Origin of the sequence: Candidatus Poriferisocius sp., assembly GCF_965204015.1 — a bacterium.
Taxonomy (GTDB): Bacteria; Actinomycetota; Acidimicrobiia; order Acidimicrobiales; family Bin134; genus Poriferisocius.
In genome coordinates this window covers 764536-778939 of record NZ_OZ241965.1, presented here as the reverse complement: position 1 = coordinate 778939, position 14404 = coordinate 764536, and the positions used below count along the sequence as shown (strand labels likewise).

The following is a 14404-nucleotide window of genomic DNA, read 5'->3' as shown; positions in this document are numbered from 1 at the left end:
CCGTTGGTACGTCGTTGATGGTGATTGGAAGATGGGTGCCTACATGCGCATATTGAAACTGGTTTTGCCTTTAGCCCTGGTCTGCCTGATTGCCGCGGCCTGCTCGAGCGACAGCGACGACAGCGAACCGGCCGCGGTAGCGACCGAGGCCGTATCCCAGCCCCCCGAGGCTGCCGAGGAATCTGCGCCTGAGCCCGCCGAGGCCGCTACTCCGCTCTCTGCCAGCCAGCGCGAGCTGTCCGACGCAATTTTCACGGTGATGTTGGAGGACGCCGAGCGGCCAGCCGTCGTGGGTGAAGACCAGATCCGCTGCTTGGGTGACAACTTGGCCGGTGTCTTTTCTGATGAACGGATCGATGAGTTGGGCATGAACGGGGCTCGGCTGGCCGAGGCGTACACCGATAGGGGCACTTTTGCCCTGGGCGACGACTACGACATAACCGACCAAGAGGAGTCACAAGTCGTGGACAAGGCCTTGGAGTGCATGGAATGGCGAACCGTTCTAGCTGAGGCAATAGCAAGCGAGGGCCTTCCGGCAGACCAGGCAAATTGCATTGCATCTGAGATCTCTGAAGAGGGGATTCGGTCCGCAGTGGCAGCTTCGTTGCTGGCCGAGTCCGAGGATGACCTTGGGATTGCTGATTCGGAGGCGATGGCGGCATTTCAATCCTGTGTCAATGTGCGGGAGATGCTCTATGAGACATACGTCCTACAGGGCCTCTCTGAGGACAGCGCCCGATGTGTGGCCGACGGATTGCCCGATGAAGTGGTCGAGATGATGCTTGAGGGCTCAGAGCCTGACGAAGAAGAAGCAGTATTGGAGATGATGGGTGAGCTCATTGCCCTTCAGAACCGCTGCCTGACCCCCGAGGAAATGGAGCTAATGGGCGGTTCGGCGTTCGACAACCCCGATCCCGCTTTCACCACGACTTTTGGATCAGGTGCCTGCCCGCCTGCTGACGGATCTGGTCCGTCCGTGCTGTATTTCGACGGTCCGCAGCCCATGTGCTTGGACCCCACGAAGCAGTACACCGCGGTGTTCGACACCACCGCAGGGGAGATGAGAATCGCCCTCGACATGGCGAACACGCCGGTCACGGCCAATAATTTCGCAGTGTTGGCCCGCCATCACTACTACGACGAGACGCTGTTGTTCCGGACCGATCCGAGCATCGGGATTATCCAGGGTGGGGCGCCCCATACGAATTCCCCGTCTGATCCCGGTCCGGGCTACACCATTCCTGATGAGGGCGCAGGATTCACCTATGAGCCGGGCCAACTGGTGATGGCCCGCACTGCGGCGCCCGATAGCGCCAGCGCCCAGTTCTTCATCGCCGTCAACGAGAACACCGCCCGGCTCAACAGCCAGGGCACCTACGTGGTGTTCGGTCAGATGGACGATGCGAGCCTGGCGGTGGCCGAGGCTATTCTGGCCAGCCACGTGGACCAGCCTGACAATCCTCTGGGTGGGGGCCCTGAGCCTCCGGTTATCGTTCATTCAGTGACCATCGAGGAAACCGGCTGACACAAGAGCTGTCCTGTGCGCCGCGGCTGGTTCATTCCGATATTCCTTGTCGCCATTATGGCGACAGCCTGCTCGAGCGAAAGCGAGGGCAGCGCACCGTCCGCGCCGACTACCCAGGCCCCCGCGGCCCAACCCACCGAGGCGGTCGAAGCCCCCACGCCGCCGCCCACCGACGCCGCTGTTCCCGGCGCTGCTGATCCTGAGAACGGCGAGCAGGCTGATAGCGGCGATCCGCCCGGACCCAACCGACAAGAGTTGACCGACACATTTGCCGAGTTGGTCTTGGGTGACGAACTGGTCACCACCTTCATGACCCGACAGGAGATCATGTGTCTGGCCGAGGAGGCCTTTGCCGTATTCACCGACGAACGGCTTGACGAATTGGATCTCAACCCAGAGTCGTTTGCTGAGGCATACCGGCAGCCTGGATTGTTCGTCTTCGGGGACTGGTTCGACATTTCCGACCGTGAGGCGTTTGATCTGGAGAACCTGTCATTGGGTTGTGTTGACTGGCGGAACTTCGTGGTGCAGGTCTTGGTCTCAGAAGGTGAGCCGATAGATCGAGCCCAATGCATCGCCTCCCAAATCTCCGTTGACGGGCTGCGGGCCGTCGTGAGGGATGCCATGGTGGTCGACACGGGGGAGGGCTTCGGCCAGGCACAAGACGAGGTGGCGTCCGCGCTTACCTCCTGCTACTTGAACGCGTCTCCCGAGACGGTCTCGTAGTTGAACAGCAGGGGGAGGCGGCGGCGCTCCGAACCCCCTGTTAGTTGCGGTAGTATACTGCCTCGGCGGTCGCGGTTTCGTCGGTGCCCACCCGGCCGTCGGCGACCATGGCGATGAGGTGGGCCAGCACCGAGCGAGCGGCGGGCTCATGCAGTTCTTTGGCCACCTCCGCGTACATCACCTCCACCATTTCCGGGATGGTCTGCGGTCCGGTGGTCAAGCACTCCATGATCTGGTGTTCCCGGTCCAGGCGGTGGGCATAGAGAGCCTCCACCAACGCATGGGGTTCGGTGACCGGCGGGCCATGGGTGGGCCAGTACACCCGGTCGTCGGGGGAATCGGCCAATAGGCGCAGGCTGGCCAGGTAGTCGGTCATGTTGCCGTCGGGCGGGGGGATGATGGTGGTGGACCAGCCCATGATGTGGTCGCCCGTGAATACACCCGCCGCCTCCCGCCAGCGGTAGGCGATGTGGTTGGAGATGTGGCCGGGGGTGTGCAGGCACTCGAAGCTCCACCCCGGCCCCTCGATCACATCGCCGTGGACCACGGCCGCATCGGGGGCGAAATCGACGTCGCCCCGCTCCTCGCTCTTGCCATCGTCGGTGTCAGCCGCCGGATGGGGGCCGAAGCCATAGGCCTGAGCCCCGGTGGCCTCGGCCACAGCCCGGGACGCGGGGGAGTGGTCACGGTGGGTGTGGGTGATGAGCAGGGCTTCCACCTGTTCGCCTTCCACCGCGGCTACGACAGCGGCGATGTGGTCGGCGTCGTCGGGGCCGGGGTCAACGATGGCTACCCGGCCTCGTCCCACGATGTAGGTGCCGGTGCCCCGGTAGGTGAACTTGCTGGGGTTGTTGGCCATCACCCGGCGCAGGCCCGGGGCCATCTCCACCACCGCGCCGTAGTCCACTTCCGGCTCGGTCAGAAACGGGATGCTCACCGCCATTTGTGGGCAGTCAGCCTTCCTCGGCGGCCACCTCGCCGGTGGAGACGCCCAGATAGGCCGGCTTCTCCCCGCCGCCGTGAACCTTGATGTTGGCCCCCGACATCCACCGGGCCATGGGTGACGCCAAGAACAGGCACACGTCGGCCACATCGTCGGGTTGGCCCATGCGGCCCAAGGCGATGGTCTCGCCCACCGCGGCGATGCCGGCCTCGTCGCCGTAATAGAGGTGGGCGTCTTCGGTCACAATTAGCCCAACGGTCACGGTCAGCACCCGTATTTTGGGCCCCCACTCCACCGCCAGGGTCTCACTCAGGTTCAACAGCCCGGCCTTGGCTGCCCCGTAGGCGATCCCCATGGGGTTGGGTCGGATGCCCGACACCGACGAGATGTTGAGGATCACCCCGCCGCTGTCCTGGCTCTGCATAACCGGATACACCGCCTGGCTGAATGCCATCGGGGCCATCAGGTTCAAGGCCACAATCTTCTCGTTGAATCGGGGCGACACCGTGGCCGACTCTGCCGGAGGAGCTCCGCCCGCATTGTTGATGAGAGTGTCGACCCGTCCGGTGCGCTCCACCGCGGCAGTCACCACCCCGGCGATCTGCTCGGGGTCCCGCACGTCGGCGGCCACGAACAGTGCCTCACGGCCGTCAGCGGTCACCGGCTCGTCTGGCGGACGGCGGGCGCAGATCACCACATCGGCACCAGCGGCCAGAAAGCGAGTGGCCATGCCTCGGCCCAGCCCCTTGGTGCCGCCTGTGATGATGGCGGTCTTGCCGGTGAAATCGAGGTCATCCATTGCTGCCAGTGTGCCCTATGGGGACTGCTGGGAGCACTACCACGCTGAAGGAGGCTCTACTGCCAGTGTGGGCCAGGTCATAGGCGCGGGCTATCGTCGCCGCCATGGTCGACAAGCGGATGACCGAAGACGAGGTCGTCGCCGAACTCAAGGACGGGATGACCATTGGCATCGGCGGCTGGGGGTCCCGGCGCAAACCCATGTCGCTGGTGCGGGCGATATTGCGCTCCGATCTCAAGGACCTCACGGTGGTGGCCTACGGGGGACCCGACATTGGGTTGTTGTGTGCGGCGGGCAAGCTGCGCCGGGCGGTGTACGGATTCGTGTCCCTCGACTCCATACCGTTGGAGCCTCATTTCCGCCAGGCTCGCCAAAGCGGGGCCATCGAGTTCACCGAGTTGGACGAGGGGGCCTTCTACCTGGGGCTTTTGGCCGCCGCCCACCGGGTGCCGTTCTATCCCACCCGGGCCGGTCTGGGCTCCGACATGTTGACCATGAACCCCGAGCTGCGCACGGTGACGTCGCCGTATGACGATGGGGAGGAACTGGTGGCCATTCCTGCCTTCAAGCTCGACGCTGCACTGATCCACATGAACCGGGCCGATGCCGCCGGCAACGGCCAGTTCTTGGGGCCTGATCTGTATTTCGACGACCTGTTCGCCATGGCCGCCGATAAGACCTATCTGAGCACCGAGAAGATTGTGCCCACCGAGAACCTGCTGGACGAGGGGCCCGTGCACACGCTTCGCATCCAGCGCATATTCACCGACGGTGTGGTTGAGGCGCCCCAAGGGGCGCATTTCACCGAATGCCCGCCCGACTACGGGCGCGACGAGGCCTTCCAGCGGGAATACGCCGCCACCGCCCGCGACCCCGAGGCCTGGGAGGCGTTCCGGGCCACCTACCTGGAAGCTCCCTCCCATGCCGAATACCTGAAGGCGCTGGAGGCCCGGGCATGAGCAGCATCACCGAAGCAACCATCGACGAGATCTGCGTGGTGGCCTGCGCCGAGGCCTTCCGGGGTGACGGCGAGATTCTGTGCAACCCCATCGGGACCGTGCCCATCGTGGGCGGCCGGCTGGCTCGGGCCACCTTTGAGCCCGACCTGGTGTACACCGACACGGTGTCGGTGTTGCCGGCCAACGACTTCCCGGTGGGTGATCCTGATGCCCCCAAGGTGGTGGAGGCGTGGGTGCCTTACCGCACGGTTTTCGACATCGTGTGGTCGGGCAAGCGCCACGTGATGATGGGCGCCAGCCAGATCGACCAGTGGGGCAACCAGAACATCGCTGCCATCGGCGACTTCCGCCAGCCCAAGGCCCAGCTTCTCGGCTTGCGGGGCGCCCCGGGCAATCTGGTCAACCACACCACTAGCTACTGGGTGCCCAACCACTCCACCCGCTCCTTTGTGTCGTCGGTCGACGTGGTTTCGGGGCCGGGCTACGACCGCATGCGGGAATTGGGCTCGCCGAGCAACCGCTACCACGAGGTGCGCCGGGTGGTGTCCAACCTTGGAGTGTTCGACTTCCAGACCGACGACAACCGCATGAGGGTCGCTTCGGTCCACCCTGGTGTGACCGTGGAGCAGGTGGTGGAGGCAACCGGCTTCGAGCTGGCTGGCACCGACGAGGTGGCCGAGACCCGGCTGCCCACCGACGAAGAGCTACGCCTGGTCCGCGAGGTGCTCGACCCCACCAGTGCCCGAAAGGCCGAGTTCCGCTGAGCCCCCGATGGCTGTAGATCCCCGACTCCAGACCAGGGTGTGCCAGCTGTTCGGGGTGGAGTATCCCATCGTGCAAACCGGAATGGGCTGGGTGTCGGGAGCCCGGCTGACAGCGGCCACCTCCAATGCCGGCGGCCTGGGCATCATCGCCGCCGCGCCCCTCACCTTCGATCAGATGGTCGAGACCATCGACGCGGTGGCTGCGACGACCGACCGCCCCTTCGGGGTCAACCTCCGCACCGATGCCGCCGACATCGACCGTCGGGTTGACCACATCATCGCGGCGCAGATCCCCGTGGCCAGCTTCGCCCAAGCCCCTGGCGAGGCCATCGTCAAGAAGCTGAAGGACGCCGGAGTAGCGGTGGTTCCCACCATCGGTGCCCCCCGTCACGCCGAGAAGGTGGCTGCCTGGGGGGTCGACGCGGTGATTGCCCAAGGGGCCGAGGGCGGAGGCCACACCGGGCCCATCGCCACCACGCTTCTTCTGCCCGCGGTGATCGACACCGTGGATATCCCGGTCATAGCCGCTGGCGGCATGGTGGACGGACGCTCTCTGGCGGCGGCCTTGGCCTTTGGGGCCGACGGCGTCGCAATGGGTACCCGCTTTCTGCTGTCGTCTGACAGCGACGTGCCTGATCACGTCAAGGCCGTTTACCTCGACACCAAGCTCACCGGCACGGTGGTTACCACCGCGGTGGACGGCGTGCCCCAGCGGGTGATCAACACCCGTGTGATCTCCCGACTAGAGCGGTCGGGGCCGCTGTCGTTCATCCGGGCGGCCCGTAACGCACTCAAGTTCCGAGCCCTCACCGGGGTGGGCTATCGCCAACTCTTGTCGGAGGGATTGGCCATGCGCCGCAGCCTCAACCTCACCTGGGCCCAGATGGCCATGGCCGCCAACGCCCCCATGATGACCAAGGCCGCCATGGTCGACGGCCATCCCGAGGTCGGAATCCTGCCCACCGGGCAGGTGGTGGGCAACATCGACGCTCTACCCAGCTGTCAGGAGATCATCGACTCCACCGTCGCCGAAGCCCTGGAAGTGTTGGATCGCCTGGCCGGTTCGGGTCCTGACCAGAGTTCTTTCTAGAGTTCTGCGCTGATGGATCTGTCGTTCACGTCGGCCGAGGAGGCATTTCGGGAGGAGGCCCGCACCTGGCTGGCTGAGAACGTACCTGCTGATCCGCTGGCGTCGATGGACACTCCGGAGGGGTTCGAGGAGCACCGGGCGTGGGAGCACATCTTGTTTGACGCCGGTTGGGCGGTGGTGTCGTGGCCCGAGCGTTACGGCGGCCGAGAGGCGTCGCTGGTGGAGTGGCTGATCTTCGAGGAGGAGTACTGGGCGTCGGGTGCGCCGGGACGGGTGTCATCCAACGGGGTGAGCCTCTTGGCCCCCACCATCTTCGACTTCGGCACCCCCGAGCAGCAGGACCGATTCCTGCGGCCCATGGCCCGGGGCGATGAGATCTGGGCCCAGGGCTGGTCGGAGCCCGACGCCGGGTCGGACTTGGCCGGGATCAAGACCAAGGCCCGGCGCGACGGCGAATACTTCGTGATCGAGGGCCAGAAGACCTGGTGTTCTCGGGGGGCGTTTGCCGACTGGTTCTTCTGCTTGGTGCGCACCGATCCCGACTCCGAGCGCCACGCCGGGCTGAGCTATCTGCTGATTCCGGCCGATACCGAGGGCCTTGATGCTCGGGCCATCGGCCGTTTGGACGGCGAGCCCGGTTTCGCCGAGCTGTTCTTCGACGGCGCCCGGGTGCACGAGCGCTACCTGCTGGGCGGCGAGGGCGAGGGCTGGGCCGTGGCCATGGCCACCACCGGCAGCGAGCGGGGGCTGAACCTGCGGGCGCCGGGCCGGTTCATGGCGGCCGCTGACCGTCTGGTGGGCCTCTACCGGGAGCTGGCCGACAGTCGGGGCCCCGACCTGGACCGGCGCGATCAAGTGGTGGGCGCCTGGATGGGGGCCCAGGCCTACCGCTGGCAGACCTACGCCACCGAGGCCCGTTTGCGGGGCGGTGCCCCCATCGGCTCAGAGGCCAGCTTCATGAAGGTGCTCTGGTCGGAGCTCGACGTGGAACTGCACGCCACCGCCCTGCGCCTTTTGGGCCGTGACGGGGAGCGGGCCGACAGCTCGTGGATGGACGGCTATGTGTTCGCTCTGTCGGGGCCGATCTACGCCGGCACCAACGAGATTCAGAGAAACATCATCTCTGAGCGGGTCCTGGGGCTTCCGAGGCGGTAGGCGTGGATTTCTCGTTCAGCGACGACCAGGTCATGTTTCAGGAGGCGGTGCGGGACTTCCTGGCCAACGAGTGCCCGCCCGAGGTGGTTCGATCGGCCTGGGAGAACGACACCGGCCGAACCGACGGCCTGTGGGCGGCACTGGCTGAGATGGGCGTGGTGGGCATGACTGCCCCCGAGTCGGCTGGTGGGCTGGGCATGGATGAGGCCGACCTGGTGCTGTTGCTCGAAGAAGCCGGCCGGGCTGCCCTGCCCGAGCCTCTGCTGGAGCACACCGCAGTGGGCATCCCCACCCTGGCCGAAGCCGGTGGCTCCATGGCCGACGCCTGGTTGGAACAGGCGGCAGCCGGGGAAGCGACGCTGGGTGCAGGACCCGAGGGGGGCTATGCCGTAGGAGCGGCCACATGCGATGTGGTGCTGCTCATCGGCGACGAGGTTCGGGCTCTGCCGGTGGAGGGCGCATCGCTGGTCGAGCATCGATCGGTGGACGGATCGCGACGCCTGTACGAGGTGGACGGGGAGGTTGTGGTGCTGGACGCCGATCCGGCATTGGCCTTCGACCGGGCCGCCGGGGCGGCTGCCGCCCAGTGTGTGGGTGTGGCCCAGCACCTGCTGGACGCCACCGTGGAGTACGTGGCCCAGCGCTATCAGTTCGGCAAACCGGTGGGCAGCTACCAAGCTGTGAAACATCACCTGGCCGACGCCGCGCTCAAGATCGAATTCGCCCGCCCCGCGGCCCGCCATGCCGCCTGGTGCATCGCCGCCGGTGATCCCGACCGCAGCCGGGACGTGTCCCTGGCCAAGGCCCTGGCCTCCGAAGCGGTGGACCTGGCCGCCCGCACCGCCCTTCAGTGCCACGGGGCCATCGGCTACACCTTCGAATACGACCTGCACCTGTGGATGAAGCGGGGCTGGGCTCTTTCGGCCGCTTGGGGCGATGCGGCCTGGCACCAGAACCGAATCGCCGCTGCTCTAGGTATCTGAGTCGCCGAAGGACCGTCAGCGACCGGGCCCCTGGAATCAGTGGCCGGTTACGCTGCGGCCACGGAGATTTATCCAGGAGGGATTTATGCGCGTTTGGCAGAGCATTGCGTTTGCGGAGACGGAGCAGCTGGTCGACATAGCCGTGGCTGCCGAGGAGCTGGGTTTTACCGGGCTGACCACTGCCGATCACCTGGTCACCCCTCAGAACATCGAAGCGCCCTATCCCTATTCCGAGGACGGCAGCATCTGGTGGGATCCCAATACCGACTTTCCCGATGTGTGGATGACCGCCGCGGTGCTGGCCCAGCACACCACCACATTGCGGTTCATGCCCCTGGTGTACATCCCCCCGCTGCGGGAGGTGTTCTCGGTGGCCAAGCTGATCTCAACCGCGGCGGTGTTCAGCGATAACCGGGTGGAGCTGGGCGCCGGTGTCGGCTGGATGAAGGACGAGTTCTTGCTCACCGGCCAGGACTTCCACCGCCGGGGCCGCCACACCGACGAGATGCTGGAGGTGCTGAGGAAGTTCCTGACCACCAACGGCATGGTGAGCCACTCCGGGGAGTTCTACGACTTCCCGCCGGTACAGATGGAGCCGGTGCCCACCGAGCCAGTACCCGTGCTCATCGGGGGCGTGTCCAAGCCCGCTCTGGCCCGCGCGGCCCGCTGGGACGGCTGGCTGGGCATCAACTTCGAAATCAGCGAACTCAGAGAAATGGTGGGCCAGCTCACCGCCGCCCGCCAAGAGGCTGGCACCGCCGACCGCGCCGACTACCGCATCATGATGGCGCTCAACGAGGCGCCCACGCTGGATGACGTGGAGCAGCTCAAGGAGTTGGGGGTCACCGACCTGAACGTGGTCCCGTGGCTGTTCAGCCACGGTCTGGCCACCTCGTCTATAGAGTTCAAGCGCGACACCATGGCAGCCGTCGCCGACGCGGTGATCTCCCGCCTGTGAGCTTGGGGGAGTAGCGTGGCGGAGATGAGCACTGAGGGCGCCACTGCGGTGGCCGAGCGTCCCGCCGATTCGGGCCAGCCCCTCTTGGAGGTTCAAGGAGTCACCGTGCGCTTCGGCGGGGTGGTGGCGGTTGACAATGTGTCTATGTCGGTTCCGCCTGGCCAGGTCAGAGGACTTATCGGACCCAACGGCGCGGGCAAGACCACCCTGTTCGACAGCATCACCGGGGTAAACACCCCGGCAGCCGGCTCGATCCGCCTGGAAGGCGAGGAGCTCACCGGCCGGCCAGCGACCTGGCGGGCCCGGCAGGGCATCCGCCGCACATTCCAGCGCCAGCAGCCGTTCGGCTGGCTGTCGGTGGCCGACAATGTTCTGGCTGCTCTGGAGTGGGAGGGGGGAGGAGGCGGCATCACCGCCGACCTGTTCGCCTTGCCCTCCCGGCGGCGCATCGAGGCCGAGCGGCGTGAGCGGGTGGATGAGGTGCTGGAGCTCTGCGGCCTCACCGACATCACCGACACTCCGGCAGGTGAGCTGCCTATCGCCCGGGCCCGCATGGTGGAGTTGGGCCGGGCCATCGTGTCCCGTCCCAAACTCCTATTGCTGGACGAGCCCACTTCGGGCATCGAGCACGACGAGGCCGAACAACTCGGCCAGATCATCCAAACCATCCGGTCTGAAGACCAGTGCTCGGTGCTGCTGGTGGAGCACGACGTGGCCTTTGTGATGGCCCAGTGTGATTTGATCACCGTGTTGAACCTGGGCCAGGTGATCGGTGAGGGCTCGCCCGAGGAAGTCCGCAACAACTCGGCCGTGCGCGACGCCTATCTGGGCTAGCGGTTGCCGCCGATGCAGACTTTCTCATCCTCCACTTCTATAGCGGCTCCCCGGGAGATCGCTTGGGAGGTCATGACCAGCCACGAGCTCTATGCCCGGTGGACGCCCGCTTCCCGGGTCGACGTGGAAATCGAGGGATCGCCCGAGCGCAACGGCGTGGGAGCGGTCCGGGCGTTTCGCACCGGCCCGGTGAGCACTCGTGAGGAGGTCACCGTTTTCGAGCCGCCCTATCGCATGGTCTATCGGTTGCTGAGCGCGCCGCTGCCGATACGAAACTACCGCTCCGAGATGATTCTGGTGGGCGACGACGGGGGCGATAGCTGCCAGCTTCACTGGGATTCCTGGTTCGACGTCGTCATTCCGCTGACCGGCGGGATTTTGCGCAATTTCATGGCGTCGGCGGTAGCGAAGATGGCTGCCGGCATCGCCGAGGAGGCTCAGAACCGAGCTCAATCGGCGTGAGGCGTCCACTGGCGACCTGGTCGATCCGGAACGCAGCGTGAGCGAGTCGGGGCGGCTGCCAGCGCCCAACCTGCTGCCTGCGGCCTTGGACGTGAGCTACGACGTTGACGACTTGGGCCACCCCACCGTGACTGCCGTGGTGTGCTTGGGCGAGGATTATCAAGGCCCGCCCGGCTCCATCCACGGCGGGTATCTGGCCGCCATGTTCGACAACTTGCTCGGGGTGCTGCCCTACCGACTGACCGGGCGCAAGGGGGCGTTTACCGGTCGACTCACCGTGCGCTACAGAGTGCTCACCCCGCTCAACACCGAGCTGGTTCTCACCGGCCGGTTGACCAGTGTCCGCAGCCGGCGGGTCACCGCGGCGGGCCAGTGCCATGCTGGTGGCGTACTGACCGCCGAAGCCGAGGCCCTGTTCGTCCGCCCTGCCGCTGAGAGGCCATGACTGAATCAGACCCCCGGCCAGTGGTGGTAATGCTGTGTACCGGCAACGCCGTCCGCTCGGTGATGGCCACTGTTATCGGGCGGGACCGGACCGACGCCGTTCGATTCATCGGAGCCGGCACCCACAGCATCGAGGGTCTGCCCATGAGCGGGCGAACCCGGCGGGCGCTGGAATCCCTGGGTCTGGCCGACGGAAGCCACCGCAGCCACCAGCTCACCGCCGCCGAGGCCGGGGGTGCCGATCTCATCGTGGCCTTCGCCCCCGAACACGTCGACTATGTGCGCCGAGTCCACCCCGAAGCCGCGGCCCGCACCGCCACCATCAAGCGCCTAGTAGACGTGTTGCCACCTGGTCCTGAGCCGCTGGCTCAGCGGGTAGCCGCCCTCAACTTGGCCGACGCCCCGGTGCCCTATGGCGAGGAAGTGGTGGATCCCGGCGGCTTTGACGACGACATCTTCATCGCCTGCGCCCGCGAGGTCGACTCGCTCATGGACCGACTACTGCCCCTTCTCTGAAGGTCGGTACCATCGCTGCCGATGGATATTCGATTCTCCGCGGAAGAGATTGCGTTCCGCGACGAGCTGCGGGCCTGGCTGGGCGATGTGCTGCCCACGCTGGGCGACCCTCCCGACCGCGACGATTGGATCGCTCGCCGGGAGTGGGACATGGGCTGGCAGCGCAAGCTCTACGACGCCGGATACGCGGGCATCAACTGGCCCTCTGAGTTCGGCGGCCGGGGCTCCACTCCCACCGAGCACTTGATCTTCCTGGAGGAGACCACCCGGATGGGTGCCCCGTATGTGGGGATGAACTTCGTCGCCCAGCTCCATGCCGGCCCCACCCTCATCCTCGAGGCCACTGCTGAACAGCAGGCCCGCCACTTGCCCGCCATGTTGAAGGGCGAGGAGGTGTGGTGCCAGGGATTCTCCGAGCCCAACGCCGGATCCGACCTGGCTTCGCTGTCCACCCGGGCCATTCGCGACGGCGACCACTACGTGGTGACCGGCCAGAAAATCTGGACCTCGTTCGGCCATGTGGCCGACTACTGCGAGCTCTTGGTGCGCACCGACCCCGACGCCCCCAAGCACCGGGGCATCACCTGGCTGATCTGCCCGATGGACCTGCCCGGCATCGAAGTGCGGCCCATCACCACGGTGGCCGGGTCCAGCGAGTTCTGCGAGGTGTTCTTCGACGAGGTCCGCATCCCGGTGGAGAATCGGGTGGGCGACGAGAACGACGGGTGGCGAGTGGCCATGGTCACGTTCAGCTTCGAGCGCGGCACCGCCTTCATCAGCGAGTTGCTGGGCACGATGAACCAGCTGGCCGAGATGTCTGAATTGGCCCAGCGCGTTCCCCGCAACGGGTCAACCGCCTGGGATGACGACGAGATTCGCCGGGAGATCGGCCATCTCCAGGCCGAATACGACGCCCTGTGGGCGCTCACCAAGCGGGTGGTGTCGCAGGCTCAGCGCACGGGGATGCCCGGCCCGGGCGGGTCGGTGTTCAAGCTCTACTACGCCGAGGTCAAAAAGCGAATGGCCGATTTGGCCCACCGCATGCTCGATCGGGAAGCCCTCGTGCTCGCCGACGACGTAGGCGATGAGCAGACCGGCGGCGACATGGTGGCTAGCCGGCTGTATGTGCTCAGCCTGTCGATCGCGGCGGGCACATCTGAGATCCAGCGGAACATCATCGGTGAGCGCATCCTGGGCTTGCCCAAGGAGCGATAGGTATGGACTTCGAGCTATCCGACGATCAAGTAGCGCTGTGCGACGGCATCTGGGATCTGTGCCAGGGCCGCTTCGACATCGACACCGTGCGGGGCTTGGCCGACTGCGGCGGAGTGGACCGCCAATTGTGGGGCGAGCTGGCCGACACCGGCGTGTTCTCGCTGGTAGTGCCCGAGGAAGACGGCGGCGTCGGCTTGGGGTGGGCCGAGGCAGGACTGGTGTTCGAGCAACTGGGCCGAGCCCTGGTGCCTGGACCCCTGGTGGGCACTCTGTTGGCTGCCGGGGTGGTCGATGACGCGGTGGTCGGCCTCATCGAGCGCACCGATGGTCCCGCCTTGGTGGAGTACCCCGACGTGCTTGACGCCCTGTTGGTGCTCGACGGCGACGGGGTGTGGCGGGTGGATGCCGCCGAGCTGTCAGTGGAGCCGGCCCAGTCGGTGGACCCGCTCACTCCGGTGGGCCGGGTGGCCGAACTGCCCCAGGGTGAACAGGTAGCTGAGATGACCTACGGCTGGGCCAACCGGGCGGTGTTCTTGTGCTCAGCCCTCCAAGTGGGCCTGGCGACGGGCGCTAGAGAGCTGGCCGTGGCCTATGCCCAGGAGCGCCAGCAGTTCGGCAAGCCCATCGGCCAGTTCCAGGCCATCAAGCACAAGTGCGCCGACATGTACAGCAGAGAAGAAGTGGCCCGAGCCGCCCTGTACTACGCCGGCTGCGTGATGGACGCCACGATGGGGCCTGGCCTGCCCTCGAGCCCCGGCGACTATCTGTTCTTCCACGGCTGCACGAATTTCAAAGGAGACACGTTGGGCGACGAGGAGCAGCAGGACATGGTTCGAGCGATATCGGGCGCCCGCATATTGGCCGCAGAGGCCGCCGACCACAACGGCAAAGACTGCGTGCAGATTCACGGTGGCATGGGCTTCACCTGGGAGATCGACGCCCACCTCTACCTCAAGCGGGCCTGGGCGCTCACCCCGTGCTTCGGTTCGCTGGACCGCCACGCCGAGCGCATCGCCGCGATGGTCTAGAGG

At 66.0% G+C, this 14404-nt stretch carries 16 protein-coding genes; 14 read left to right on the top strand and 2 right to left on the bottom strand.

Annotated features, from left to right (window positions below; all coding sequences use genetic code 11):
• Nucleotides 1-31 precede the first annotated feature (31 nt).
• The gene (locus ACOGJC_RS03680; protein WP_419847156.1) at nt 32-1525 is read left to right on the top strand and encodes a peptidylprolyl isomerase; all 1494 of its coding nucleotides are present in this window, start codon (nt 32-34) and stop codon (nt 1523-1525) included.
• Between the two features lie 57 nt (nt 1526-1582).
• Nucleotides 1583-2251, top strand: coding sequence for a hypothetical protein (locus ACOGJC_RS03675; RefSeq protein WP_419847155.1), 669 nt, complete (start codon nt 1583-1585; stop codon nt 2249-2251).
• A gap of 40 nt (nt 2252-2291) precedes the next feature.
• Here ACOGJC_RS03675 and ACOGJC_RS03670 read toward each other — a convergent pair whose 3' ends face one another.
• Nucleotides 2292-3194, bottom strand: a complete 903-nt coding sequence (locus tag ACOGJC_RS03670) for an MBL fold metallo-hydrolase (protein ID WP_419847154.1) — start codon at nt 3192-3194, stop codon at nt 2292-2294.
• 10 nt (nt 3195-3204) lie between these two features.
• A complete protein-coding gene (locus ACOGJC_RS03665; RefSeq protein WP_419847153.1) occupies nt 3205-3993 on the bottom strand; it encodes an SDR family oxidoreductase in 789 nt (262 codons plus the stop codon).
• Between the two features lie 104 nt (nt 3994-4097).
• Here ACOGJC_RS03665 and ACOGJC_RS03660 point away from each other — a divergent pair, with 104 nt between their 5' ends.
• From ACOGJC_RS03660 to ACOGJC_RS03605, 12 genes are all read left to right on the top strand, one after another.
• Nucleotides 4098-4952, top strand: a complete 855-nt coding sequence (locus ACOGJC_RS03660) for a CoA transferase subunit A (RefSeq protein WP_419847152.1) — start codon at nt 4098-4100, stop codon at nt 4950-4952.
• Complete coding sequence (locus ACOGJC_RS03655) at nt 4949-5716, top strand: CoA-transferase subunit beta (RefSeq protein ID WP_419847151.1); 768 nt, start codon at nt 4949-4951, stop codon at nt 5714-5716. The genes ACOGJC_RS03660 and ACOGJC_RS03655 overlap by 4 nt, the downstream gene beginning before the upstream one ends.
• 7 nt (nt 5717-5723) lie before the next feature.
• Nucleotides 5724-6806, top strand: coding sequence for an NAD(P)H-dependent flavin oxidoreductase (locus ACOGJC_RS03650; protein WP_419847150.1), 1083 nt, complete (start codon nt 5724-5726; stop codon nt 6804-6806).
• 12 nt (nt 6807-6818) lie between these two features.
• Nucleotides 6819-7961 (top strand): acyl-CoA dehydrogenase family protein, encoded by a 1143-nt coding sequence (locus ACOGJC_RS03645; protein WP_419847149.1) that lies wholly within the window; start codon nt 6819-6821, stop codon nt 7959-7961.
• A gap of 2 nt (nt 7962-7963) precedes the next feature.
• Nucleotides 7964-8944 (top strand): acyl-CoA dehydrogenase family protein, encoded by a 981-nt coding sequence (locus ACOGJC_RS03640; RefSeq protein ID WP_419847148.1) that lies wholly within the window; start codon nt 7964-7966, stop codon nt 8942-8944.
• Nucleotides 8945-9029: 85 nt separating this feature from the next.
• Complete coding sequence (locus tag ACOGJC_RS03635; protein WP_419847147.1) at nt 9030-9902, top strand: TIGR03619 family F420-dependent LLM class oxidoreductase; 873 nt, start codon at nt 9030-9032, stop codon at nt 9900-9902.
• Nucleotides 9903-9926: 24 nt separating this feature from the next.
• Nucleotides 9927-10736 carry an ABC transporter ATP-binding protein gene (locus tag ACOGJC_RS03630; protein ID WP_419847146.1) on the top strand — a complete coding sequence of 270 codons (810 nt, stop codon included), beginning with the start codon at nt 9927-9929 and terminating at the stop codon, nt 10734-10736.
• Nucleotides 10737-10748: 12 nt separating this feature from the next.
• A complete protein-coding gene (locus ACOGJC_RS03625) occupies nt 10749-11198 on the top strand; it encodes an SRPBCC family protein (protein WP_419847145.1) in 450 nt (149 codons plus the stop codon).
• Between the two features lie 37 nt (nt 11199-11235).
• Complete coding sequence (locus tag ACOGJC_RS03620) at nt 11236-11643, top strand: PaaI family thioesterase (protein WP_419847144.1); 408 nt, start codon at nt 11236-11238, stop codon at nt 11641-11643.
• Complete coding sequence (locus ACOGJC_RS03615; RefSeq protein WP_419847143.1) at nt 11640-12158, top strand: hypothetical protein; 519 nt, start codon at nt 11640-11642, stop codon at nt 12156-12158. Before ACOGJC_RS03620 ends, ACOGJC_RS03615 begins: the two co-directional genes overlap by 4 nt.
• Before the next feature lie 21 nt (nt 12159-12179).
• A complete protein-coding gene (locus ACOGJC_RS03610; protein WP_419847142.1) occupies nt 12180-13373 on the top strand; it encodes an acyl-CoA dehydrogenase family protein in 1194 nt (397 codons plus the stop codon).
• Nucleotides 13374-13375: 2 nt separating this feature from the next.
• Nucleotides 13376-14401, top strand: coding sequence for an acyl-CoA dehydrogenase family protein (locus ACOGJC_RS03605; protein WP_419847141.1), 1026 nt, complete (start codon nt 13376-13378; stop codon nt 14399-14401).
• Nucleotides 14402-14404: the final 3 nt, after the last annotated feature.